Origin of the sequence: Ascidiaceihabitans sp. (assembly GCF_039986515.1) — a bacterium.
GTDB lineage: Bacteria > Pseudomonadota > Alphaproteobacteria > Rhodobacterales > Rhodobacteraceae > Ascidiaceihabitans.
Window position 1 is genome coordinate 364,276 of sequence record NZ_JBDWQO010000007.1, and the last position, 22,690, is coordinate 386,965.

Sequence of the window (22,690 nt, forward strand, 5' to 3'; positions counted from 1 at the left end):
CAGTGTCCGGTAGATCAGGCGGGGCGGTTGGCTTTCTCGGCGCGTTTCAAGTCATTCCACGCCGCATCCATTTCCTGCAGATCGCTGTCTTGTGGGGTTTTGCCTTTTCGGGCAAGGGCGGCCTCTACGCCTTCAAAGCGGCGCGTGAATTTGGCATTGGCGGCCCGTAAGGCGGCTTCTGGTTCTACCCCCAGATGGCGGCCAAGATTGGCCATGACAAACATCAGATCACCGAATTCCTCGGCGACTTCTGTGTGGGTCAGCGTATCACGTGCCTCGACGAGTTCTGCGGCTTCCTCTTGGATTTTATCGATCACCTGATCGGTGCTGGGCCAATCAAAGCCAACACGGGCGGCACGTTTTTGCAACTTATATGCCCGCAAAAGTGCTGGCAGGCCGACGGCAACACCGTCCAGTGTCCCGCCTTGCGCTTTTCCAGCGCGTTCGGCTGCTTTTATCGCCTCCCAGTCGCGGGTTTGTTGTTCGGCGGATTTGTCGCGTGATTCGTCGCCAAAAACATGGGGATGTCGCGCCACCATCTTGTCGCTGATGTTGCGGACCACCGATTGAAAGGTGAAATGGCCCAATTCCTCACCGATGGCGGTGTGATAGACCGACTGCAGCAGCAAATCGCCCAATTCGCCTTCCAGATCGCCCCAATCGCCGCGCTCGATCGCGTCGGCGACCTCATAGGCTTCCTCAATCGTGTAAGGGGCAATGGTGTCAAAGGTTTGCTCGATGTCCCAAGGGCAGCCTGTGGCAGGATCACGCAAGCGGCGCATGATCTCAAGCAGACGGTCGATGCCCGCATTCTGGTCGTGGATTAGTGCATCTTCCATTGCAGCCCCCTGCGGTTTCGGTTTGGATGTACCAAACCTTATTCAGGGCAAAGGAGTCCACCCATGGCCATCGTTAATCGTATTGCAGGCTTTGCCGAAGACATGGCCGCGTGGCGGCAGCACTTGCACACCATTCCCGAATTGGGACGCGAGTGTCACAAGACGGCAGCGTTTGTTGTGCAAAAGCTGCGTGAGTTCGGGATCACTGACATTCACGAAGGGTTTGCGACAACGGGTGTTGTCGCAATCATCGAAGGGCAGGGGCCGGGGCCGACAATCGGGTTGCGGGCAGACATGGACGGCTTGCCCATTGTTGAGGCCACGGGGCTGAATTATGCATCCACCCACGACGGCCGGATGCATGCCTGCGGTCATGATGGTCATACCACCATGTTGCTGGGCGCCGCCAAATATCTGGCCGAGACACGCAATTTCTCGGGCCGTGTTGCCCTGATTTTCCAGCCCGACGAAGAAGCCACCGGCGGGGCCGAAGCCATGGTCGAGGCAGGCATCATGGACACCTTTGAGATCGCGCAGGTCTACGGCGTGCACAATGCGCCCGATTTTCCGGTGGGCCAGTTCATGACCACGCCGGGCCCTCTGATGGCGGCTGCGGATTCGGTGCATATTACCATTCAGGGACAGGGCGGGCACGGCGCCAACCCCCACGACGCCATTGATCCCGTGGTCGCGGCGTGTTCCATCGGCCAAGCGATCCAGACGATTTCCAGCCGCAACATGGACGCGTTCAAGCAACTGGTCATCTCACTGACGCAAATCCACACCGGTTCGGTGGAAAACGTCATCCCTGACACGGCCTACATGAATTGCACCGTGCGCACCTTCGATCCCGAGATCCGCGACATGGCCGAACGCCGCCTGCGCGAGATTGCCGAAGGTCAGGCCGCCAGCTTTGGCTGCACTGTAGATTTTGTGTACCATCGCGGCTACCCGCCAACTGTGAACACGGAAGTGGGCGTGGCGCTGGCCACAGACGTGGCGCGGAATGTTGTGGGCGCGGACGCAGTTCTGGACAATGTGGAACCCGTCATGGGGTCTGAAGATTTTTCCTACATGCTTGAGGCCCGCCCGGGCGCGTACCTGTTTCTGGGCCAAGGCAAAAGCGCATCGCTGCACCACCCTGAATACAATTTCAACGATGAAGTGGCCCCTGTCGGTGCGTCCTTCTTTGCGCGGCTGGTGGAAACGGCGCAACCGGTGGCGGGATAAGGTCATGGGATTGGAAGATGCAAAAAGCCAAGTGGATCATGGGTTTACCCGCGATGACCTAAAAGGGCTGACCAATGAAAACACCTTTGGTGGGGCGTTGTCTTTTCTGCGTCGCCGTTACACCAAGGACCTGACCCACGCCGATATCGCCGTGACGGGTGTGCCGTTCGACCAAGCGGTCACCAACCGCCCTGGCACACGGCTTGGGCCGCGCGCAATCCGCGAAGCCTCTGCCCTGCAAGCCCCTGATGCGCCCTATGGCTGGCCCTTTGATGTGCTTAGCGAAATGGCCATCGTGGACTATGGCGATCTGGCGTTTGATTACGCCAATATTCCTGCTTTTCCTGTGTCCCTGACCGATCACATCGCGGGTATTTTGGCGACGGATACAGCATCTGTGACCTTGGGCGGTGACCATTACATCAGCTTTCCGATCCTTAAGGCCTATGCCGCCAAATACGGTCCCATGTCGTTGATTCAGGTGGATGCACATACCGACACTTGGGCAGATGACAATATGGACCGCGTCGATCACGGCACGATGTTCTACAAAGCCGTCAAAATGGGTTTGGTCGATCCGGCGCGGTCGGTGCAGATCGGCATTCGCACCACGAACGAAGACACATTGGGCGTCAACATCATCGACGCGGCCACCGTGCATGACATCGGCCCTGTAGAAACCGCGCGGCGCGCCCAAAAGATTGTGGGCGACCATCCTGTCTATCTGACCTTTGATATAGACGGATTGGACCCCGCCTTTGCGCCCGGCACAGGCACCCCCGTCTGGGGTGGTCTAAGCAGCGCACAAGCGGCGCGACTGTTGCGTGAATTGGCGGGCATCAACATCAAAGGCGGCGACGTGGTGGAAGTGTCCCCGCCTTTTGACACAACGGGGGCCACGGCGATTGCGGGCGCCCATGTTGCAACAGAGCTGTGTTGCCTGCTGGGATGGAGACTGCGCGATGGCCGATAAAAATCAACCGATCAGTGGAAATGCGCTGGCCCGTTTTTCGGGTCCTAACACATTTATGCGTCTGCCTGCGGTCAACGACCTGAAAGGCCTTGATGTGGCGGTTCTGGGCATTCCCATGGACATCGGCACTTCCTGGCGGTCGGGCACGCGCTTTGGCCCCAAGGAAGTGCGCAGCCAAAGTGCTATGTTACGGCCCTATCATATGCAAACGGGGGCAGCACCCTTTGACAGTTTGCAAGTGGCGGACATTGGCGATCTGGCGATCAATACATTTTCCCTAAGCGACAGTTTGCGCATTATTCAAGACAGTTATGATGCGATCTTAAACTACGATGCGATGCCTATGGCCATCGGGGGCGATCACTCAATCACCTTGCCCATCCTGCGGGCGATGGCCAAACGGCACGGGCCCGTGGCCCTGGTGCATGTGGACGCCCATGCGGATGTGAATGACGAGATGTTTGGCGAAAAAGAAACCCACGGCACCGTGTTCCGCCGCGCCTATGAAGAGGGGTTGGTCATTCCCGAAAAGACCTACCAAGTCGGCCTGCGTGGCACAGGGTATGGTGCAGATGATTTCAAAGAAGCGGCGCGGTGGGGGTTCCAGCAGTTTCCCAGCCACGAACTGTGGCATCGTCCGCTGGACACTTTGGGCGCTGAAATCCGGCGCGATATCGGGGATGTGCCCACATACATCACTTATGACATCGACAGCCTTGACCCGGCCTATGCCCCCGGAACCGGAACCCCGGAAATTGGCGGGCTAACCACACCGCAAGCCATGCAACTTATTCGTGCGTTGCGTGGCGTCAATGTTGTGGGTTGCGACCTTGTTGAGGTATCGCCGCCCTATGACACGTCTGGAAACACGGCGCTGGTCGGGGCCAACATTCTGTACGAAATGCTGTGCATTTTGCCCGGGGTGGCCTACCGATAATGCCGATTTTGATGATGTGACGAAAGCAACATGAAAAAAGGTGTGCGCATGGCGATTTGGGGAATATTGCTGCTGGTTGTGGCGGGGCTGGCTTACATCCGGTTGGCGCCGTCTGATCCGGCGCGTTGGCACACCGCGATTGAAGCCGACAACGACAAACGCTTCGCGGCGGGCGCTATTCGGGTGACGCAAGCAGGTCCAGATGCGCTGGCTCTTGTCGATAAGGCTGCACAGGCTTTGCCGCGCACGTCACGTTTGGCCGGATCCGTCGAGGACGGGCACATCACCTACATCACACGGTCCAAATTGATGGGGTTTCCCGACTACACGACAGTTCAACAGGCAAATGGGACGTTAAAATTGCACGCTCGTTTGCGGTTCGGGCGTTCAGATCTTGGCGTCAACGATGCGCGATTGGGGCAACTGCTGGCGGCTTTGCCCTAGGCCGGGCCGCACGTCTGGCCCCATGCTGGACAAACACCCGTTTTGCACTTCGCGCCACATTGGCACGTTCAGGGACATCTGGCACTGGGCTGTGAACATGCGCCCGTCAACATGCAGGCAAATGCTTTGCCCCAATTCAATGCGGGCACCGGATGTATCAGTGCAATAACACTCGACCGTTTTGCGGCTGGGGCTGGTCACGTCAGCGGCTGCGGGACAAGCCAACAGGCTTAGGATAAAAACGCCATATCTCATGCGATGAAGCTTATCACAGGTCCGCCTCTTGACCAAACCCCTTCAATCCCGCACAGACAGGTCATGATCCCTGCAGACCGACTAGAACAGATCAATCAGCGTTTTCAATTCCTTGAAGCCTCAATGGCGGCGGGGGCTGATGGCGCGGATATTGCGGCGTTGGCCAAAGAATATTCCGATTTGAAGCCCGTCGTGGACCAAATCACCGCATATCGCCAAATTCTGACCGGAATTGATGACGCAGAGGCGATGCTGGACGACCCTGATATGGCAGAGTTAGCGCGCGAAGAACTGCCGCAATTGCGCGACGCCTTGCCGGACGCCGAAGCTGCATTGCAACTGGCGCTGTTGCCCAAAGATGCTGCAGACGCGAAGCCTGCCATGCTGGAAATCCGCCCCGGCACAGGCGGCGACGAAGCGGCGTTATTCGCGGGCGATTTGCTGCGTATGTATCTGCGTTACGCCGAGGCGCGGGGCTGGAAATACGACATCATCGAAGAACAGCTGACTGAACTGGGCGGCGTCAAGGAAGTCGTGGTGCACATCAAAGGCGAAAACGTCTTTGCGCGGATGAAATACGAAAGCGGCGTGCACCGTGTGCAGCGTGTGCCGTCTACCGAAAGTCAGGGGCGTGTGCATACGTCTGCGGCCACGGTCGCGGTGCTGCCCGAAGCTGAAGACGTAGACATCCAGATTGACGCAAACGATCTGCGGATCGACACCATGCGGGCGTCAGGCTCTGGTGGGCAGCACGTCAACACCACCGATTCTGCCGTGCGCATCACCCATTTGCCCACAGGGCTGATGGTCACCAGTTCCGAGAAAAGCCAACACCGCAACCGCGAGATCGCGATGCAGGTTCTGCGCGCGCGGCTTTATGACATGGAACGCAGCCGCATTGATGACGCGCGTTCAGCAGACCGTGCCAGCCAAGTGGGGTCGGGCGACCGGTCAGAGCGTATCCGCACCTATAATTTCCCCCAAGGGCGCATGACGGATCACCGTATCAACCTGACGCTCTACAAGCTGGATGCGGTCATGACGGGGGATCTGGATGAAATTGTCGATGCGCTGACCGCCGACGATCAGGCCCGTAAACTGGCAGAGATGGGCACATGACCGCAGCGCAAGCTTTGGTGGCCGCGACGGCGAAACTACGGGCGTCTGGTGTGCCGGACCCTGCGCGCGATGCACGGGTGTTGCTGGCCCATGCCGCTTCGGTGGATGCGGCGCGTATCACCTTGATTGCACCCGAAGATTTGGCCCCTGATATTGCCGAACGCTATGACCAGTTGATTTCGCTCCGGGCTGTGCGCGTGCCAGTATCTCATCTGATCGGGGCGCGTGAATTTTATGGCCGCCGCTTTAACGTAAGCTCTGATGTTCTAGACCCAAGGCCCGAAACCGAGACGCTGATCGAAGCGGCATTGGCGCAGCCGTTTGGGTCGGTTTTGGACATCGGGACCGGTTCGGGGTGCATCCTGATCACGCTGTTGGCCGAACGCCCCACGGCCGTCGGGGTGGGCACCGACCTGTCCGAAGCGGCCTGTTTGCAAGCCAGTGCAAATGCTGTGTCCAACGGGGTGGCGGAGCGCGCCGATATTTTCCAATCCGACTGGTTCGGAGCTGTGCGGGGGCGCTTTGATCTGATCGTGTCCAATCCGCCCTATCTTGCTGTCGAAGAAATGGAAGATGTGTCACCGGAATTGCGCGACCATGAACCGCGTATGGCACTGACGGATGAAGCAGACGGGCTGACGGGATACCGCGTGTTGGCGGCGTTGGCGCAAGACCATCTTGACCCGGGGGGGCGTGTGCTTACGGAAATCGGACACAAACAGGGGCCGGGTGTGTGTGCGCTGTTCGAGGCCGCGGGCTGGCGCAATGTTCGGATTTTGCCGGATCTGGATGGGCGCGACAGGGTGGTTTGTGCGGATTTTGCTGGCTGATCGTAAAGAATTCAGCATTAATCTACTGAATCATGTGATTTATTGGGGCTATAGTGGGATTTAGGCTTGCCGCGACAGGGCCACCGTGTTTATTCAAGGGCGTTGCAGTGGTGGATGCCTACGTTAGGTAGTCCCGCGCGGCTCATAGCCCAACAATTCGATATCGCAAACAAGATGCAAGGCGCATCCGACATCGTCCAAGCTTAATCACGAAGGCTGAAGTGAATTTATGAAATCGTCCAGATCACGCTCTAGGTCCAAGAACAATCGCAACCGCGGTGGCAACAACAACAACAGCGGTGGCAACGTCGTCAATCGCGTGTTCGACAGCTCCGGTCCCGAGGGCAAAGTGCGCGGCACGCCGCAACAGATCATCGACAAATACAATCAACTGGCCCGCGATGCGCAACTTAGCGGTGATCGCGTCGCGTTGGAAAACTTCCAGCAACACGCCGAACACTACACACGTATGCTGTCTGAAGCGCAGCGTGAAATGGACGCCAAGCGCGAAGAACAAGAACGCCAGAACCGCGAACGTCAGGCCGAACGGGATCGCGAACGTCAAGAACGTGTGGATCGTCAGGAAGCCGCATCAAACGACCCCGGCGAAGCGCCACAGCCTGAGGTGACGGAACAGCCTGCACCCAAACCACAGCCCGAACAGGCAGCAGAGGCTGACAGCGGGTTGGTCGAAACACCGGAAAGCCAACCCAAGCCAAAACCGCGGCCACGTCGCAAACCCAAACCAAAACCGGCACCAGCCGCCGACGCGGCCCCCGCGCCTGAGGCCCCAAGCACTCCGGACGCGCCCGAAGCCGCAGAGTGATCACGTAAAAACGAGTGATCGCGTAAAAACACGACGATGACAAAAGCCCTGCCAGTCGCGGGGCTTTTTTCGTGTGTTGGACAGTTTGTGCACGAAACGCTGTTGTCAGTGCGGTTTGCCGCACGTAGGCTTTCGACTATGAAACATGTCCCAAAAGAAACCACAGACGACGCCCTTATTCAGGAATTTCTGAACAAAGGCGGCAAGGTCAGCGTTGGCAAAACCAAACCGTTGAAGCCTGAACTGGGCCTAAGCAACAATGTTTGGAACAACAAGCTGACAAAAGAAGAAAAAGCGGCCCGCGACAAAAAGGGTTGATTTAGGCCGCGTCTACGGCACGGGCCAACGCGCAAAACCCTTCCAGCGGGATTTGCTCTGCGCGGTCTGTGGGCTTAATGCCAGCCTCACGCATACGGTCTTCGATATCGGGCGCGACACTTTTTAACGACGCACGCAGCATCTTACGACGTTGCCCAAACCCGGCAGCCACAATGCGCGACAGCGTTGCTGCCTTGGCAGGAAAGCGCGGTTCAGCCAACGCCTTCAAATGCACCACGGCGCTGGATACTTTTGGCGGTGGCGTGAAGGCCCCGGGCGGCAACGACAGCACGATTTCCGCCTCTGCACGCCATTGCGCCAGAATGGCCAAACGCCCATAAGCCTTCGACCCTGGCTGCGCCACGATCCGCTGTGCCACTTCGCGTTGAAACATCAACGTCAAGCTGTCCCAGAAAGGCGGCCAGTCCTTGGGCGTCAACCACCGCACCAAAAGTTCGGTGCCCACATTATAGGGCAGGTTTGCAGCGACGCGAATGGGTGGGGTCAGATGCACAAGCGGGTCAATGTCCAATGCATCACCTTCAATGACCTGCAAACGGTCGGGGTAGGCTTGGGCGATTTCGTTCAGTGCAGGCAAGCAACGCGGATCTTTTTCAATCGCCAGGACCCGCCGCGCCCCTTCGCTGAGCAAACCACGGGTTAACCCGCCCGGGCCGGGACCGATTTCAAGCACATCACAACCCGTCAGATCACCGGCTTGTCGTGCAATCTTTGCCGTCAGGTTCAGATCCAGCAGAAAATTCTGTCCCAAGGATTTGCGTGCGCTCAGGTCATGGGTGGCAATCACGTCCCGCAATGGGGGAAGGGTGTCGATCTGGCTCATGTTTTGCTCATCTTTTGGGCCAGTTTCAGGGCCTCTACCATGCTGGTTTCATCGGCAATGCCTTTGCCTGCGATATCAAAGGCTGTGCCATGATCCGGCGATGTTCGGACAAAGGGCAGTCCAAGCGTGACGTTGACACCCTTGTCAAAAGCCAGTGTTTTTATCGGAATAAGCGCTTGGTCGTGGTACATGCAAATCGCGGCGTCATATTTGGCGCGGGCTGCGGCGTGGAACATCGTGTCTGCAGGCAGGGGGCCGGTCAGGTCATAGCCCTCTGCCACCATGTCACGCACAAGGTCGGCTATCCAGTCGACCTCTTGGCGGCCCATTTTACCGCCTTCGCCTGCGTGGGGGTTCAAACCTGCGATGGCAAGGCGGGGGGCTTTGATCTGGAATTGACGTTGCAGATCGCGGTGCGTGATGGCGATAGTGTCACGCAACAATGCAGGCGTCAGCGCCGCAGGCACATCGGCCAGCGGGATGTGGATTGTTGTGGGCACCACGCGCAGCGCATCACTGGCAAGCATCATGACGGCATGTGCCCCGTTGCCTGCCAAAGCCTCTAGGTATTCAGTATGTCCGGGATAGGCAAACTGTGCCCCGTCTTGCAGCGCTTTTTTGTGAATGGGGGCGGTACAGATTGCACTGGCATGGCCTTGGGTGACCCAATCCACACAAGCCGCAATGACATCGATGACGCCTTGCGCGTCTTTTGGATCAGGGTGCCCGGGCGTTGAATGTCCGGCAAAACCATGGGTTAGAACAGGAAGCCCTTGCGCCATGGCACCCGCCGCTTGAGACGGATGGTCAATGCCCACAACAGGTGTGTCTGCTGGCAGATGTCTGGGGTCCCCCACATAGGCCATGGGCACCGCTGAGCGCAAAACCTGATAAGCTTTTGCGGCGACTTCGGGGCCAATACCCGCAGGTTCACCGCAGCTTATAACGACCGGCAGTGTCACTTGTATTCGATACGAGCGTCCGCACGCAGCTGTTCCAAAAGACTGTCAGACAGGCCCGTCAACTGTTGTTGACGCAGGCCGGCTGCAACGGTTTCACGATCGGTTTCTTCGTTCAGCGCAGCAGTGCGGCCGCACAGCATCAAAAAGACCAGCGTTTCGCCGTTGGACCGGGTCAGATTGGTAGAGACTTCGCCGGGGTCCAGTTTTGCCAGTTCGATGGCGATGTCTTGGGGGATGTCCGCAGGGGCCAAGCTGCCGCGATCCAACGCGGATTCGGGTTGGCCTTTGGCGACGGCGTAAAGATCATCGCAAACATCGATTTTGGTTTTCAGGGCTTCGGCTGCGGACAAGGTCGCCTGAGACCGGCCACCTGCCATGTAGTATGCTGCATACTCTAAGGCTGCGAATTCTGGGGCAGGGGCGTCCGTTTCTTCAATGTCGCGCAGTTGGAACAGGGCCACGGCACCGGGAATGGGCAATGGCTGCGTGATTTCACCAACGCTCAGCCCCAAAATCACGCCACGCAACTGAGGCGGCATATTGCTAAGCGGCACCCAATCCAGCCGTCCGCCGCGTGTCCGCGTGGCCGTGGCAGAATGCTGTCGGGCAAAGCTCGAAAATTCAGCGATGCTTTTGGCTTGGGCAATCCGTTCCGCCAAAGCCTGCACTTGGGCGGCCTTCGGGGGCGGGGCGGGAATGATAATTTCCGACAGCAGAATGCGAATGCTGCCTTGGTCGCTGGACGCGGCCAATGCCCGGTCAATTTCCGCAGACGAGATTTGAACTCGGTTGCCATATCGCGCCCGGATCAGGTCGCGCCACGCAATGTTGACGGTGACGAAATCACGGAACGTTTCTTGTGATACACCGGCTTGCCCCAACAGGCGCACAAATTCGGGCAGCTCAATGTTGCCGCGTGTCGCGAATTCCGCCATCGACGCGGTGATGCCTTCTTCCGTCAGGACAAGACCTGCGTCGCGGGTTGCCTCGATCCGCAAGCGGTCTTCGATCAGCGCTTCAATGGCTGCATCACGCGTGCCACCGGGGGCGCCAATGATTTGCAAAAAGCGGATGCGCTGGTTGACTTCGAATTCCGTGACAATGCTGTCGTTGACTTGCACGACGGGTTTAAACAGGTTTTGGGCTGTGGCAGGCAACGAGAGGGCCGCAGTGAGCGCCAAGGCAAGGACGGATCGTTTCATCGGTTTACTGCTCATCTTGTTTTTGTTTCGCATGAGTTGGCGTATCTTTCGGTTCCATTGGAGGCTGAAAAACCGCGCAAGGATATTGTAAAGCCCAGATTGGTCGAAGGCTCAACACTTGTTGAGGATGTATAGCGCCGCTTCACAGAGAAATCGACTGTAACACATTCATTGACGTATTGGATGCCCAAACCAGCGCTGGCCGCGCGGTCATCCACCAGATCGTACCGCCAGTTCGCATTGGCGGTCCACACATTGCTTAGCTTGTATGTGCCATCAAACGTCAGTTCCGATACGGCTGTGGGACGGTCCTCTGCGGCATCCGCGGTCAGCCACACATAAGAGGTGCCAAAGCTGCTGCGTTGTCCGGCCCAATCACCGCGCAATTCGGCTTTGGAGACGTCGAACTTTTCGTTGAACAGGGCGCGGCCCGTCACAGAAAACCCGCCTTTGGATTTGATTTGTCCAGCCAGCAAGAAATCGGAATGTGTTCCGGCCAAGCCGGATGTGTCAGAAAAGTCGGTGTTGGCACGGCGGCGAATGACTTGGCCGAAGGTCAGATGACTGTCCCAGCCTTCGTTGCCAAAGTGGCTCCAGTTGATCCCGATTGCGGCGGTGGCGCTGCGTTCGCGCCGATCAGGGCGCGGGAAACGTGACAGGGACAACAGGTTGCCTTCGTCGAATTCGACGCGGGTGCTTTCCTCGTTGGGAATGTTCAGGCTTGATCCACCTGTCGCACCAATTTGCAGCACAGGTTCTAGCAATTGGCGACCATTGCGGCCCTGACGCACCATCGGATAGCGCAACGTCAGCGACGTGCGGGGCACGATGTCAGAGTCCGGATCGGTGAAAAGCGCATCCTGTTTGATGTGGAACAGGTCTGCAGCAAATCCGATGCCAAAGTCCGCCTGCAGCCCGCTGCGGAAGGTCCATTGACGGTGCCAGTCCGCTTCAAGGTTCAAACGCAGCACATCCCGCCCGTCAGCAATGCCATCAAGGTTCGTATCGTTGGGATCACCGGATTGGCGGAAATGCCCATGGGCGTTGGCCGCAATACGAAATTCGCCGCCAAGCTGGTTGGGGAAAAAGCGCTGTTCATAGGTCGCTTCGATGACGTTTGTCGGCAGGGTCTTGTTCACTTCGCCTTCGCGCAAGGTCCGGAAGTTGATCACGGCCGCCCGTATGTATTTGTCGCGCCTGGCCCGTGTCAAAGCCAGCTCGCTGGTCAAGCGGTCCGCGTCGGTGATGCCATAGTCGATCAGATAGGCGTCATCTGATGTGGTTTCCAAAGCAAAGCTTAGAACATAGCCGCGTTCCAGATCAAAACGGCCTTCCCCGAACAAATAACCGCGATCTTCGCCGGGGCGCAGATCATCGCGGGTATAGGCACCTTCTAACGAAATGCGGCCCGTTTTGAACGCCTGACGATAGCGGAAATTCAACGTGTCTGTGCGTGCGGACCAATAGGGGCTTAGGGTCAGATCCCGATGATCGCCAAGCTTGATGAAATACGGAACAATGATGCCTGTGCCCAATTGCGACGTGGTGCGCAGCGACGGGATCAGAAACCCGCTGGCGCGTTCCAACGTCGGGTCGGGCAGGCGCAGGCGCGGCAAGTAAAACACCGGGACATTGCGGATGCGAAACTGGGCGCGATCAAAGTACAGCTGTTGTTCTTGCTGGTCATGCACAACGCGCTTTGCACGGATTTGCCACAAGGGGGCTTTGCCGCTGTCGCAGACATGGCACGATGTTACAGCAGTTTTGTAAAGCTGGGTGTAGCGCCCGCCGACGCGGTTCATTTCCACAGCGGCCAGCTGCAACTGTTCGTTCATCACAACGCGCGCCCCGATCAAAAGCCCGTCTTGCAGGTCTTTGCTAAGCTCTGCCTGATCCGCCACAACCACGATGTCGGGCCCGTCTTGCAGTAAAATCGGCCCTGTCAAAACCAGCGACCCTTTGCGGGCGTCATAGGTTACGCCTTGCGCACGAAGGCGGGTGTCGCCCTGGAATATCTCGACGTTGCCTGTTGCGATCAAAACGCGGTCACGGGTGACTTCTACACTGTCCGCGACCAAAGCCGCAGGCGGCGGTGGGGTATCTTGTGCAAGGACCGCCAAAGGGGCGCAGGCCAAAATACATGCAACTGTCAGATTACGGATCATCCATCCTCCGCATGCAACAAGAGGCCAACAGCCAATAGAATCGCAGCAGCAGGTGGCGCCCATGCTGCCAAAACGGTGGGAATCTGCCCGTTTTCCCCCAAAATCTGCGCAAAACTACGCATAAAATACAGCCCAAACCCCATTAGAACTGCGGACAGCACAGCAATGCCCGTCCCCCCAAAACGGGTATGGCGCATGGTGAAGGCCGCGGCAACAAGAACCATCGCCATCAAGAACGCGGGCCGCGCCAGTTCGGCCTGCATCCAGACCTTGTGGCGGCGTGCGGAAAAACCGGCTTGTTCTAATTGTGCGATGAATTCGGGCATATCCCAGATGGCCACACTGGCCGGTGTGCCAAGGCTTTCGCGGATGCGGTCCAAGGTCAACGACGATGGCACCTCTAGCAACTCGTGTGTTGTGGCGTTGCCCTCAGGGTTGATGCCGGCTTGCAATGGCCATTCCTTGGCGCTGCGCAAAGACCATGCCCCCAACAGCAAAGCGGCGCTTTTGGCTTCGATGCGCCGCAAAGGGCTGCCGTTTTCGCCATATTCCATGAAGGTCACGTCATATAGCACGGACGCATCTGCGTTGGATTGGTTTGCGCGAATAACCGTTTGGCCGCTTTCGCTGCCTTGGCGCAACCACAGGCCTTCCGCACTAATGGAAAGTGTCGATGCGCCACCACTGCGGTAGCCGTCCACCAATGCGCTGTAACGCTTTGTTGTGGCGGCAACGATAGGGGTCAGCATACCCACCCCCATACATCCGATAATCAAAGCCACCACTACAGGTGACATAAGGGTGCGCATGGCTGATCGCCCAGCGGCACGTGCCACCACCAATTCAGAAGACCGCGCAAGGCTGATAAACAGAACCACAGTTGCGAGGATCATGATCAATGGCAAAATCTGGTTGATGGTCTCGGGGGCATTCAACAAAGACAGTGTCAGACGTTGCCCCAACGTGACCCCCATATCCGAAAAGCGGCGGGTTTGTTCAATCAGATCGACCAAAACAACCAACGTCAAAAAGACGCCCGTAATGATCAAAAAACTTATGGCAAAGCGGCGGGCAAAATAGAAGTGTAAAATCATAACGCCACCTCTTTGCGGCGGCGCCACCATCTGGGGTGGGCGGCGGTGAACAACATTCCCGCAACCAAAACCGCCCCGATCAGGGCAGGCACATACATCACAAACCATTTGGATGCGTCTTGAACGACGGTATCAACCAAAGCCGATCGGGCCCCGTCAATGAAGATCAACAATCCAAATGCAATCACAACTTCGCGCCACACGCCAAAGCGTGAAAAGCCACCGATCAAAAGTGTCGAAAACCCGATCAATGCAGCAGCGACACAAAACAATGGCTGGGCAAAACGGCTGTGCAATTCCTCGGCTATGCTGCCGCGTTTGGCGCCGGTTTCATCGGCAATCACATCCCAGTCTTGCATCAAAGCCAAGGAATTAAGGTGCCTGATTGAGGTCGATTTGCCGTCGTCGGATTTGACGATGGCGCTGATATCAAAAGAAAAGTCCGCGAACTTTGCCGTAGATAAAGTCTGGGTTTGGGTGTTGAGCCGCTGCGCCAGCCCATCCACCATAATCAATGTGCTGCCATCCCCGTTGCGCACCAGATACGCCTCTGAGGCGGTGTAGGTGACCGTTTCCACAGGCGCACGCCTGTCGGACAAAAACACATCCCGCAACACACCTTCGTCATCGATTTCGCGGGTGTAAAAGGTGACACCTTTGGTGGGGTTCAGAAAGGTGCCTTCTGTCAAAAGGCGGGCCGTGACGTTTTGGGATATTTCCGCTTCGCGTTCACTGACCAAAGCCTGCGCCGAAGGCACCAAGACATGGCTGAGCAGCGACATCATGGTGGCCGAAATCAAACCGAAGATAAAAACAGGACGGGCCAAACGCCAGGGGCTGCTGCCTGTGGCGTGCATCACCGTCAGTTCGCTTTCATTGTTCATGCGGTTGGTGACGTAAACGGAAGCGGCAAAAGTCGCCAAGGGCAATACTGTCGTGATTAACTTGGGCAGGCTAAGTGCGGTGAATTCCAAAAAGACCAAAGCGGTCTGGCCATCGCTGATCAACCGGTCAAACAAAACCACGGCGCGGTTGATCCAAAGCACGGCCACCAGAACCAGCGAAAAGAATCCAAACAACAGCAGAAGCTGCGACAGGACATATCTGTCGAGTTTGGCCACTCATTTCCCCCAAGGTCTGTCGTGTTTTTCGTTTGCAGCCACAATAGGGCAAGCGGGGCGCGGGGAAAACTGTTATCTGGTTTTTTCATAGCGGTCGCGCTAGGTCTTGGCGAAACATCGCATGCCGCCTCCATGAAAGGGTCCCCCAATGAGAAAACCAACAGCTATCCGTTTCGAGATGACGGACATCGCAAAGCTGAAAGATCACACAGGGCGTGTGGCAATTTTTGTGGATGAAGAGGGCCGTTTGGACAGCAATGCGCGACGCTGCAACGCCTTGACCAAAGGTGCAGTCGCACGCGCTGTAGAAGGCGATGTTTTTGCAAAAACCAAGCCCGGACAGGCATTTACGCTGAATATGCCTGTTGGCATGGCAGCCATTGCGCTTGATATTGTGCGTGTGGCGCGTCGGTCGACAGTTGTGCAGTTGCGTAAAACAGGGGCCACCTTGGCCAAGCTGCGCGGCACGGCTGAAGTGTTGGTGGCAGCCGGGCCTTTGCGCGGTGTCGAAAACGTCGCACTTGGGCTGGCGATGCGGGATTATACTTTTGTAGATCACAAAACCGGCAGCGATGACATTTCGGGCTCTGTGGTGATTATGTGCTCCAAACCCGACGACGCAACACAAGCCGCTTCGCCTTTGTTGGCCATCGCGGAAGGCGCATTCATGACGCGCGATTTGACGAACGAACCCGCGAACATTCTGACAACCACGGAATTCGCCAACCGGTTGGAAGACATGCGCGACTTGGGGTTGAAGGTAGAGGTTTTGGATGAGGAGGCGCTGGCAAGCCTGGGAATGCGAACGCTTTTGTCGGTTGGTCAAGGTTCAGATAGCCCGTCCAAAGTCGTCGTGATGGAATGGAACGGTGGCACTGAGGGCGACGCACCACTGGCGCTGATCGGCAAAGGCGTGGTGTTTGACACCGGCGGCATCAGCCTGAAACCCGCAGGCGGCATGGAAGACATGACCATGGACATGGGGGGCGCAGGCGTTGTGGCGGGCACGATGCGTGCATTGGCGTTGCGCGGTGCCAAAGCCAATGTTGTGGGGCTTGTCGGTTTGGTGGAAAACATGCCGTCGGGCAATGCAACCCGCCCCGGGGATGTGATCACATCCATGAAAGGCGATACCGTCGAGGTCATCAACACAGACGCCGAAGGTCGTTTGGTGCTGTGTGATGTGATGTGGTACGCGCAGGACCGTTTTGCACCCAAGGCAATGATTGATCTGGCCACACTGACAGGTGCGATCATCATCGGATTGGGGCATGAAAACGCAGGGGTGTTTTCCAACAATGACACATTCTGCGATGCATTTTTGAAAGCGGCCAAGGCCGAAGGTGAAGGCGCGTGGCGCATGCCTTTGGGCGACGCATATGACGACATGCTGAAAAGCCGTATTGCCGATATGAAAAACATCGGCGGGCGTCCGGCGGGATCTATCACTGCGGCGCAGTTTTTGCAGCGGTTTGTGAGAGATGACACACCTTGGATCCACTTGGACATCGCAGGTGTTGCATCGGTCAAATCCGAAACAGCACTGGCACCCACAGGGGCCACAGGGTGGGGCGTTATGGCATTGAACCGCTTGGTGTCGGACGTCTACGAGGACGGCTGATGGGGGCCGCCTATTTCTATCATCTAACACGCCGTTCAATGGACGAGACGCTGACAATGCTGCTGGGAAAAGCCGGGCAGGCGGGGTGGCGTGTGGCTGTGCGTGGTGTCGATCCGGGACGCATGATGTGGCTGGATGAAAAGCTGTGGATGGGGGCAGACGACAGTTTTCTGCCCCATGGGATCGCAGGCGGTTCACATGATGCGGACCAACCGGTCTTGCTGACCACGCAAGCCCAATCCGCTAATGCACCGCATTGTGTCATGAGCATCGATGGGGCAGACGTGACCGCCGATGAAATTGCAACGCTGGACCGCGTTTGCGTGTTGTTTGATGGCAATGACGACCGTGCTTTGGACCGGGCACGGGGGCAATGGAAGACCCTGAAAGCGGCAGGCGCGTCGGCGCAATATTGGTCCGAGGAAAGCGGGTCTTGGGAGAAAAAGGCAGAGATGTAAGGCGCCTATCGCGTCAAGCTTAACCCTTTTGCCGTGATTTCGATCCTGCCCCAGCGTTGCAGGTATCCCATGCCCAATAATGATCCCGCCATGTCGCCTTCGTTCACAATGGCGCGGACATCTGTGTCGACATGCGGGCCCAAAGCGACCTCGTCCAAGCGTACGGTGGCTGTTTTCACTTCACCGTTGGCAGTGATGGCGCGCCCGGAAAAAATCAGGGTTTCCGGGTTCAAACCGGCGCGTTTTGCATCTTTGCGGGACAAAACCATGTCGGTGGCGCCTGTGTCGACGATGAAATCTACGGGCGCGCCATTCAAAGTCAGTGTCAGATAGTAGTGCCCATCCGGGCTGCGTGGCACCTCGACTTTGCCGCTTTCATCGAAGCTGGCTTGTTGCGGGTTCAGTCCTTTGGAAATGTCACCCCAAAGTCCAGCGGCGGCAATGGCCCCTAAAAATATGAGCACCCAAATGGCGGCCTGTTGCAACGTCCGATTCCAGTTGCTGCGTGCTTGTGTCCAGAATCCTACGGCCAACAAAAGCCCCAAAAGGATCAGATATATTGCACTGGCTTGATCGACGTTTTCCATGAACCCTCCGACGGCTTCGGATAGAACATAGTGGTTCTTTTAGAAATGTCAGCCTGCGCCGGGACCAAACCCGAACGCGGCTAGCCCGTCCAGCATAATTTGCACGGAAAGGGCGGCCAAAAGCATGCCCAAAAGCCGTGTCAAAACGGTAATGCCGGTCTTGCCCAGGGCCTTTTCGATCAACCCACTGGCCAAAAACAACCCGAAAGCGATCAGCACAACGGCCGCTGTTACGCCAAGCACCATGCCCAAACCTTCCAATCCGGGACGCTGGTTTGTCAGCAAAATTACAGATGCGATGGCGCCTGGCCCCGCAATCAGGGGAATAGCCAAAGGAAAGACCGAAGGGTCTTCGTTGTCATCTTCGTCTGCCTGATCTTCGCGACGTTTTGTGCGTCTTTCAAACAGCATGTCGAGGGCAGTAAGAAACAACAACACCCCGCCCGAGACCTGAAAAGCGGGCATGGAGATGCCAATAAACCCAAGCAAGGATTCGCCAAGAAGCGCAAAAAGGATGAGTATGACCATTGCGATCACACAGGCCCGCACCGCGACCGAGCGGCGTTTTTTGACATCCTGCCCCTGTGTCAGCGCCAAAAACAACGGCGCGAGGCCGATAGGGTCGATGATTACGAACATCGTCACGAAAGCGGTAATCAGAAATGTGGTGTCAATCATTGGCGTTGTATCCGGGGGCGCTGCCCCCGGACCCCCGGGATATTTTTAGCGAAAAGAAACAAAAGCTTGTGGTCTATGCGGCATTGGCTTTTTCAAGCTTTTCCAAAGCCTGCATCCACAAGGCTTCGGCGCGGTCCAGCGCGTTCATGACTTCGGCGTACTTCTTCTGCCAAACTTCCATTTCCCCAAGCTTGCTGTCCTCATAAAGGGCAGGGTCTGCCAGTTTGGTGGCCAGCTTGTCGCGCATTGTATTCAGTTTTTCGACACGGTCTTCAGATTTGCGCACCTCGGCTTTCAACGCCAACATTGCGTCCCGACTGGGCTTTTGTGCTTTGGGCGCTGCCGCCTTTGCCTTGGCAGGTTTGTCGCTGGACAGCAGAAGTTTGCGGTAGCTTTCCAGATCGTCGTCGTAGGGCTTTACTGTGCCATCAGACACCAACCAAAGCCGGTCTGCGACCATACTCAGCAGGTGCATGTCGTGGCTGACCAAGATGACCGCACCGGTGTAGGCGGTTAGTGCTTCGACCAGGGCTTCGCGGCTTTCGATGTCCAGGTGGTTTGTCGGTTCGTCCAAAATTAGCATATGCGGTGCGTCCAGCGTGGCCAGCAACAACGAAAGCCGCGCTTTTTGCCCACCAGAGAGGCGTCCTACAACAGTTTCGGCCTGATCCGGCCCCAAACCGAAGCCCGCCAGATTGGCCCGCAGCTTGGATTGCAGAACGCCGGGACGCATGGACTGTAAGTGTTGCAGCGGCGTCTCGTCCACGAACAATTCATCCACCTGATGCTGTGCGAAATACCCGATGCGCAGTTTGGTGGAGCGGTTCATACGGCCACCCATCAAATCCAGACGGTCAGACAGCAGTTTGGACAGGGTCGACTTGCCTTGCCCGTTCTTGCCCAGCAGCGCGATGCGATCGTCCTGGTCGATGCGCAGGTCAAGCTTTTTCAGTACAACTGTGTCGCCGTAGCCGGTAGAGCCGCCTTCAATGTTGATGATGGGCGGCGACATTTCTTCGGGTTCGGGAAAGGTGAACACCCGCTTTGCAGCCTCTTCGGGGGCCGCGATCATATCCATCTTTTCTATCATTTTCAGGCGGGACTGCGCCTGTTTCGCTTTGGATGCCTTGGCTTTGAAGCGATCTACAAAGGCTTGCATGTGGTCTTTGCGCGCCTGTTGTTTCTTGGCCATGGCAGCCTGCACCGCACGGCGTTCGGCGCGTTGGCGGGCGAATTGGTCATAAGGGCCGGAATAGAACGTCAGATTGCGTTCTTCGAGGTGCAAAATACCTTCTACGGCGCGGTTCAACAAACCACGGTCGTGGCTGATGATGATGACCGTATGGGGGTATTTGGCGAGATAAGCCTCAAGCCAAAGCGCACCTTCCAGGTCAAGATAGTTGGTCGGTTCATCGAGCAGCAACAGGTCGGGCTGCGAAAACAGCACCGCGGCCAACGCCACACGCATCCGCCAACCGCCAGAAAAGTCAGAGCAGGGCATCTGTTGTTCTTTGTCATCAAAGCCGAGGCCCTTAAGGATCGAGGATGCGCGTGCTTCGGCCGACCATGCGTTGATGTCGGCCAGACGGGTCTGGATTTCTGCGATGCGGTTGGGGTCTTCGGTCTGCTCGGCCAAAAGAGATGCGCGTTCGGTGTCGGCGGCCAAAACCGTGTCGACAAGCGATGTCTCGGATGCGGGGACTTCTTGGGCCACACCACCGATGCGGGCCTTGGAGGGTAATGAAATGTCGCCACCGTCCAGCAACAATTCGCCGCGGATCAGCTTGAACAGCGTGGTTTTGCCTGCACCGTTGGCCCCGATCAGGCCAACCTTGTGGCCTTCGGGAATGACAGCACTGGCACCAGCAAGCAGCGGGCGGCCTTCGACGGAATAGGATATATCATTGATGCGCAACATGGGCGCGGTGTGGCGCAAGGGCGCTGCACTGTCAATCGGTGGTGGGCGGGCGGAATTGTTCTTTTCAAGGGCCGCCGTGCATGGTAGGCGGCGCGCAATAGTCAAGGCGGGCCGGGGTCCGCACCATCCCAGGAGTGAATACCATGGCGCTTGAGCGTACTTTTTCCATCATCAAACCAGATGCCACCAAACGCAACCTGACAGGCAAGATCGTTGCCAAGTTCGAAGAAGCCGGTTTGCGCGTTGTTGCATCCAAGCGCATCCAGATGACGCTGGCGCAAGCGCAAGAATTCTACGGCGTCCATTCTGAGCGTCCTTTCTTTGGCGAATTGTGCGAGTTCATGATTTCCGAACCCGTCGTTGTGCAGGTTCTGGAAGGCGAAGGCGCCATTGCGAAGAACCGTGAAGTCATGGGCGCAACAAACCCAGCTGACGCCGCACCCGGCACGATCCGCGCGGAATTTGCCGAAAGCGTCGGCGAAAACTCTGTTCACGGTTCCGATGCGCCAGAAACAGCTGCAGTTGAAATCGCGTATTTCTTCTCTGGTTTGGAGTTGGTGGGCTAAGCCCTAACTGCTTCTAGCGACAAGATTAGAAAAAGGGCGGGTGCAAGTCACCGGCCCTTTTTTGTAGAAATAGGTTTGTTTTGTATGACGTACGGTGGGCGCCTGTTTTAGCGCCTTTCCAAAATTCCGATTTTATTCATCATTTGCTCGAATGCCCCACGCCCTTCATCGGAGGCTTGGGATTTGATCTGATCAAAGACTTTGCGCAATTTGCGTTTCTCATCGCCTTTGCAATCGTTCCATGGACGCCCCTGAAGGCCCATCACCAACACGTAATACCCGATAAAGTGCGGCTTCATGCCGGTTTGCAAAAGGCGACGGTAGGTTTCATCCGGCCCAAGTGCCCGCAATTCTTCCGCAGAATGTATCCCCGCCTTTGCACAGGACGCTTCCATGGCAGGGCCTAGATTGCGGATAGAAGATACAGGCGTTGTCATGCCCTGATCTTAGGGCCTGTGGTTCAGTTTGTCATCAATACAACGTGCCTAAAGGCTGGCGTAATCCGTGATGACGGGGGCAGGGCGGTTGTCCTGCGCTTGAACGGGTTGCGGGGCTGGTGCCTGGTCTTTTTGTGACATTGTGGACCTCAATGGGTTATGAACCCGTTAACTTCACCACAGCTCTAAGGTTACAGGGGGGCGCAAATGTGGCAAGATTATGACCAGGTTAGCGGGGCTTTACCCTTTTGAAATGCGGTAACGGGTGGTTTGGCGATAGGTGTCGCCGGGGGCCAACAGGATGTCTGGAAAATGGCCATGGTTTGGGGCGTCTGGCCAACCTTGGGGTTCCAATGCAACACCGGCATAGGGCGCCAGCGCATGGGGAACGCTGCCACAGGTTGCGTTTTGCGGCAGACCTGCGCCGTCATAGACCTGCAGGCCCGCTTCCGTGCTGTCGATGTCCACGCATAACCCGTCGCTTGCCTGCAGCGTTGCGATGTGGCGGGGGGTCATGTGTTTTGATCCAGGCAAACAAATACAATGGTCTATGTTTTTCGTATGAGGTAGGTATCGTAACGTGTTGAAATCAAGAACTGTTCCTTCGGTCTTGGGCGTCTGGCCTGTTGGAATGTTCGCGTTGTCCACTTCTACATACCGGTCCCCCGCCAGCCAAAGTTTCGTGTCCGAGATCGTTTTGTCCAATGCCCAATAGGGATGGTGGGCGATGTTCATCGGGGTTTTTTGCGTCGTCGTCGCCGTGATATCCAAACTTAGTGCGTTCGCGGTCAAACGATAGGTTGCTGTAATTTTACGAAGCCCGGGTAAGCCGCCAACGCCATCTTCCAAAACGCACTTTAGGGTGATTTGTGTCGGGGTGACTTCACAGGCCGTCCAATGAATGGCGTGCAATCCGCTGTCACCCGAATGAAGGGTGGTACGGTTGTTTTCGTTACCTTGCATTTGATAGGTTTTTCCATCGATGACCAATTGGCCTTTCGCAAGACGGTTTGCGATCGGTCCGACCAATGGACCGGCAAAGATAGGAATGTTCGCATGGTTTGCTGAATCCTCAAACCCCAGCAAAAGGTCGCGTTTCACGTAGCGCAGACGAGACAAGGTTGCCCCTTGGGCCAGAATTTCTGCTTGTAAGGGGCCGCAAGATAAGGTGAATTTGTCAGTCATGTTTCATATTTTGATCGTATCCACAGCTTTTGCAAGACACGCTTTGACAAAGCTTGACCTTGGCGCCGATCAAGCCTTTTG

At 56.8% G+C, this 22,690-nt stretch carries 24 protein-coding genes; 11 read left to right on the plus strand and 13 right to left on the minus strand.

The genetic code is table 11. The features are described 5' to 3' along the window. Positions 1–14: 14 nt before the first annotated feature. Positions 15–839 carry a nucleoside triphosphate pyrophosphohydrolase gene (gene mazG, locus ABJL60_RS04435; RefSeq protein ID WP_348375010.1) on the minus strand — a complete coding sequence of 275 codons (825 nt, stop codon included), beginning with the start codon at positions 837–839 and terminating at the stop codon, positions 15–17. 63 nt (positions 840–902) lie between these two features. Between mazG and ABJL60_RS04440 the strand changes: the two genes are divergently transcribed. Genes ABJL60_RS04440 through ABJL60_RS04455 form a run of 4 tightly spaced genes read left to right on the plus strand, consistent with a single transcriptional unit; the run spans position 903 to position 4,423 of the window. Then, positions 903–2,069 (plus strand): M20 aminoacylase family protein, encoded by a 1,167-nt coding sequence (locus ABJL60_RS04440; RefSeq protein WP_348375012.1) that lies wholly within the window; start codon positions 903–905, stop codon positions 2,067–2,069. Between the two features lie 4 nt (positions 2,070–2,073). After that, a complete protein-coding gene (gene speB / locus ABJL60_RS04445; protein ID WP_348375014.1) occupies positions 2,074–3,042 on the plus strand; it encodes an agmatinase in 969 nt (322 codons plus the stop codon). Further along, positions 3,032–3,979 (plus strand): agmatinase, encoded by a 948-nt coding sequence (speB, locus tag ABJL60_RS04450; protein WP_348375016.1) that lies wholly within the window; start codon positions 3,032–3,034, stop codon positions 3,977–3,979. The genes speB (ABJL60_RS04445) and speB (ABJL60_RS04450) overlap by 11 nt, the downstream gene beginning before the upstream one ends. Before the next feature lie 48 nt (positions 3,980–4,027). Next, positions 4,028–4,423, plus strand: a complete 396-nt coding sequence (locus tag ABJL60_RS04455; RefSeq protein WP_348375018.1) for a DUF1499 domain-containing protein — start codon at positions 4,028–4,030, stop codon at positions 4,421–4,423. Here the strand turns inward: ABJL60_RS04455 and ABJL60_RS04460 are convergent. Beyond that, positions 4,367–4,678 carry a hypothetical protein gene (locus ABJL60_RS04460; RefSeq protein WP_348285499.1) on the minus strand — a complete coding sequence of 104 codons (312 nt, stop codon included), beginning with the start codon at positions 4,676–4,678 and terminating at the stop codon, positions 4,367–4,369. The genes ABJL60_RS04455 and ABJL60_RS04460 overlap by 57 nt on opposite strands. A 63-nt stretch (positions 4,679–4,741) precedes the next feature. On the opposite strand from ABJL60_RS04460, the gene prfA reads away from it, so the two are divergent. From prfA to ABJL60_RS04480, 4 genes are all read left to right on the plus strand, one after another. After that, a complete protein-coding gene (gene prfA / locus ABJL60_RS04465; protein WP_348285500.1) occupies positions 4,742–5,797 on the plus strand; it encodes a peptide chain release factor 1 in 1,056 nt (351 codons plus the stop codon). After that, positions 5,794–6,627, plus strand: a complete 834-nt coding sequence (prmC, locus tag ABJL60_RS04470; protein ID WP_348285501.1) for a peptide chain release factor N(5)-glutamine methyltransferase — start codon at positions 5,794–5,796, stop codon at positions 6,625–6,627. Before prfA ends, prmC begins: the two co-directional genes overlap by 4 nt. Before the next feature lie 229 nt (positions 6,628–6,856). Further along, complete coding sequence (locus ABJL60_RS04475) at positions 6,857–7,453, plus strand: DUF4167 domain-containing protein (protein ID WP_348285502.1); 597 nt, start codon at positions 6,857–6,859, stop codon at positions 7,451–7,453. Between the two features lie 138 nt (positions 7,454–7,591). Continuing rightward, positions 7,592–7,771: a hypothetical protein gene (locus ABJL60_RS04480; protein ID WP_108830144.1), complete on the plus strand. Its 180-nt coding sequence runs from the start codon at positions 7,592–7,594 to the stop codon at positions 7,769–7,771. Position 7,772: 1 nt separating this feature from the next. Here the strand turns inward: ABJL60_RS04480 and rsmA are convergent, their stop codons facing one another. Genes rsmA through lptF form a run of 6 tightly spaced genes read right to left on the minus strand, consistent with a single transcriptional unit; the run spans position 7,773 to position 15,159 of the window. After that, positions 7,773–8,615 (minus strand): 16S rRNA (adenine(1518)-N(6)/adenine(1519)-N(6))-dimethyltransferase RsmA, encoded by an 843-nt coding sequence (gene rsmA, locus ABJL60_RS04485; RefSeq protein WP_348285503.1) that lies wholly within the window; start codon positions 8,613–8,615, stop codon positions 7,773–7,775. Next, positions 8,612–9,577 (minus strand): 4-hydroxythreonine-4-phosphate dehydrogenase PdxA, encoded by a 966-nt coding sequence (gene pdxA / locus ABJL60_RS04490; RefSeq protein WP_348285504.1) that lies wholly within the window; start codon positions 9,575–9,577, stop codon positions 8,612–8,614. The genes rsmA and pdxA overlap by 4 nt, the downstream gene beginning before the upstream one ends. Then, positions 9,574–10,779, minus strand: coding sequence for a peptidylprolyl isomerase (locus ABJL60_RS04495; protein WP_348375020.1), 1,206 nt, complete (start codon positions 10,777–10,779; stop codon positions 9,574–9,576). The genes pdxA and ABJL60_RS04495 overlap by 4 nt, the downstream gene beginning before the upstream one ends. Positions 10,780–10,790: 11 nt before the next feature. Continuing rightward, positions 10,791–12,944 (minus strand): LPS assembly protein LptD, encoded by a 2,154-nt coding sequence (lptD, locus tag ABJL60_RS04500; RefSeq protein ID WP_348375022.1) that lies wholly within the window; start codon positions 12,942–12,944, stop codon positions 10,791–10,793. Beyond that, positions 12,941–14,038, minus strand: coding sequence for an LPS export ABC transporter permease LptG (gene lptG / locus ABJL60_RS04505; RefSeq protein ID WP_348285507.1), 1,098 nt, complete (start codon positions 14,036–14,038; stop codon positions 12,941–12,943). Before lptG ends, lptD begins: the two co-directional genes overlap by 4 nt. Beyond that, a complete protein-coding gene (gene lptF, locus ABJL60_RS04510) occupies positions 14,035–15,159 on the minus strand; it encodes an LPS export ABC transporter permease LptF (protein ID WP_348285508.1) in 1,125 nt (374 codons plus the stop codon). The genes lptG and lptF overlap by 4 nt, the downstream gene beginning before the upstream one ends. A 148-nt stretch (positions 15,160–15,307) precedes the next feature. Between lptF and ABJL60_RS04515 the strand changes: the two genes are divergently transcribed. Further along, positions 15,308–16,780 (plus strand): leucyl aminopeptidase, encoded by a 1,473-nt coding sequence (locus tag ABJL60_RS04515; RefSeq protein WP_348375024.1) that lies wholly within the window; start codon positions 15,308–15,310, stop codon positions 16,778–16,780. After that, positions 16,780–17,238, plus strand: a complete 459-nt coding sequence (locus tag ABJL60_RS04520) for a DNA polymerase III subunit chi (RefSeq protein WP_348285510.1) — start codon at positions 16,780–16,782, stop codon at positions 17,236–17,238. The genes ABJL60_RS04515 and ABJL60_RS04520 overlap by 1 nt, the downstream gene beginning before the upstream one ends. A 5-nt stretch (positions 17,239–17,243) precedes the next feature. On the opposite strand, the gene ABJL60_RS04525 is transcribed toward ABJL60_RS04520, so the two are convergent. The 3 genes from ABJL60_RS04525 to ABJL60_RS04535 all read right to left on the minus strand — a co-directional run bounded on the left by ABJL60_RS04525 (position 17,244) and on the right by ABJL60_RS04535 (position 20,421). After that, positions 17,244–17,825, minus strand: a complete 582-nt coding sequence (locus tag ABJL60_RS04525; protein ID WP_348285511.1) for a TIGR02281 family clan AA aspartic protease — start codon at positions 17,823–17,825, stop codon at positions 17,244–17,246. 48 nt (positions 17,826–17,873) lie between these two features. Next, positions 17,874–18,503 (minus strand): MarC family protein, encoded by a 630-nt coding sequence (locus ABJL60_RS04530; protein WP_348285512.1) that lies wholly within the window; start codon positions 18,501–18,503, stop codon positions 17,874–17,876. A gap of 73 nt (positions 18,504–18,576) precedes the next feature. Continuing rightward, positions 18,577–20,421, minus strand: a complete 1,845-nt coding sequence (locus ABJL60_RS04535; RefSeq protein WP_348375026.1) for an ABC-F family ATP-binding cassette domain-containing protein — start codon at positions 20,419–20,421, stop codon at positions 18,577–18,579. 143 nt (positions 20,422–20,564) lie between these two features. Between ABJL60_RS04535 and ndk the strand changes: the two genes are divergently transcribed. Beyond that, positions 20,565–20,987, plus strand: coding sequence for a nucleoside-diphosphate kinase (gene ndk, locus ABJL60_RS04540; RefSeq protein ID WP_108828632.1), 423 nt, complete (start codon positions 20,565–20,567; stop codon positions 20,985–20,987). 107 nt (positions 20,988–21,094) lie between these two features. Here ndk and ABJL60_RS04545 read toward each other — a convergent pair whose 3' ends face one another. Further along, complete coding sequence (locus ABJL60_RS04545) at positions 21,095–21,424, minus strand: TfoX/Sxy family protein (RefSeq protein WP_348285514.1); 330 nt, start codon at positions 21,422–21,424, stop codon at positions 21,095–21,097. A gap of 240 nt (positions 21,425–21,664) precedes the next feature. Continuing rightward, a complete protein-coding gene (locus tag ABJL60_RS04550) occupies positions 21,665–22,609 on the minus strand; it encodes an aldose epimerase family protein (RefSeq protein WP_348375027.1) in 945 nt (314 codons plus the stop codon). Positions 22,610–22,690 lie beyond the last annotated feature (81 nt).

Excerpts from the sequence above, each read along its gene's own strand:
- ABJL60_RS04525 (WP_348285511.1), bottom strand. The coding sequence starts at position 17,825 with ATGGAAAACGTCGATCAAGCCAGTGCAATATATCTGATCCTTTTGGGG.
- ABJL60_RS04455 (WP_348375018.1), top strand. The coding sequence starts at position 4,028 with ATGGCGATTTGGGGAATATTGCTGCTGGTTGTGGCGGGGCTGGCTTAC.
- lptD (WP_348375022.1), bottom strand. The coding sequence starts at position 12,944 with ATGATCCGTAATCTGACAGTTGCATGTATTTTGGCCTGCGCCCCTTTG.
- mazG (WP_348375010.1), bottom strand. The coding sequence starts at position 839 with ATGGAAGATGCACTAATCCACGACCAGAATGCGGGCATCGACCGTCTG.
- ABJL60_RS04535 (WP_348375026.1), bottom strand. The coding sequence starts at position 20,421 with ATGTTGCGCATCAATGATATATCCTATTCCGTCGAAGGCCGCCCGCTG.
- ndk (WP_108828632.1), top strand. The coding sequence starts at position 20,565 with ATGGCGCTTGAGCGTACTTTTTCCATCATCAAACCAGATGCCACCAAA.
- ABJL60_RS04550 (WP_348375027.1), bottom strand. The coding sequence starts at position 22,609 with ATGACTGACAAATTCACCTTATCTTGCGGCCCCTTACAAGCAGAAATT.
- speB (WP_348375016.1), top strand. The coding sequence starts at position 3,032 with ATGGCCGATAAAAATCAACCGATCAGTGGAAATGCGCTGGCCCGTTTT.
- prfA (WP_348285500.1), top strand. The coding sequence starts at position 4,742 with ATGATCCCTGCAGACCGACTAGAACAGATCAATCAGCGTTTTCAATTC.
- ABJL60_RS04475 (WP_348285502.1), top strand. The coding sequence starts at position 6,857 with ATGAAATCGTCCAGATCACGCTCTAGGTCCAAGAACAATCGCAACCGC.
- ABJL60_RS04530 (WP_348285512.1), bottom strand. The coding sequence starts at position 18,503 with ATGATTGACACCACATTTCTGATTACCGCTTTCGTGACGATGTTCGTA.
- ABJL60_RS04495 (WP_348375020.1), bottom strand. The coding sequence starts at position 10,779 with ATGAAACGATCCGTCCTTGCCTTGGCGCTCACTGCGGCCCTCTCGTTG.
- prmC (WP_348285501.1), top strand. The coding sequence starts at position 5,794 with ATGACCGCAGCGCAAGCTTTGGTGGCCGCGACGGCGAAACTACGGGCG.
- ABJL60_RS04460 (WP_348285499.1), bottom strand. The coding sequence starts at position 4,678 with ATGAGATATGGCGTTTTTATCCTAAGCCTGTTGGCTTGTCCCGCAGCC.
- ABJL60_RS04520 (WP_348285510.1), top strand. The coding sequence starts at position 16,780 with ATGGGGGCCGCCTATTTCTATCATCTAACACGCCGTTCAATGGACGAG.
- ABJL60_RS04545 (WP_348285514.1), bottom strand. The coding sequence starts at position 21,424 with ATGACAACGCCTGTATCTTCTATCCGCAATCTAGGCCCTGCCATGGAA.
- speB (WP_348375014.1), top strand. The coding sequence starts at position 2,074 with ATGGGATTGGAAGATGCAAAAAGCCAAGTGGATCATGGGTTTACCCGC.
- ABJL60_RS04440 (WP_348375012.1), top strand. The coding sequence starts at position 903 with ATGGCCATCGTTAATCGTATTGCAGGCTTTGCCGAAGACATGGCCGCG.
- ABJL60_RS04480 (WP_108830144.1), top strand. The coding sequence starts at position 7,592 with ATGAAACATGTCCCAAAAGAAACCACAGACGACGCCCTTATTCAGGAA.
- ABJL60_RS04515 (WP_348375024.1), top strand. The coding sequence starts at position 15,308 with ATGAGAAAACCAACAGCTATCCGTTTCGAGATGACGGACATCGCAAAG.
- rsmA (WP_348285503.1), bottom strand. The coding sequence starts at position 8,615 with ATGAGCCAGATCGACACCCTTCCCCCATTGCGGGACGTGATTGCCACC.
- lptG (WP_348285507.1), bottom strand. The coding sequence starts at position 14,038 with ATGATTTTACACTTCTATTTTGCCCGCCGCTTTGCCATAAGTTTTTTG.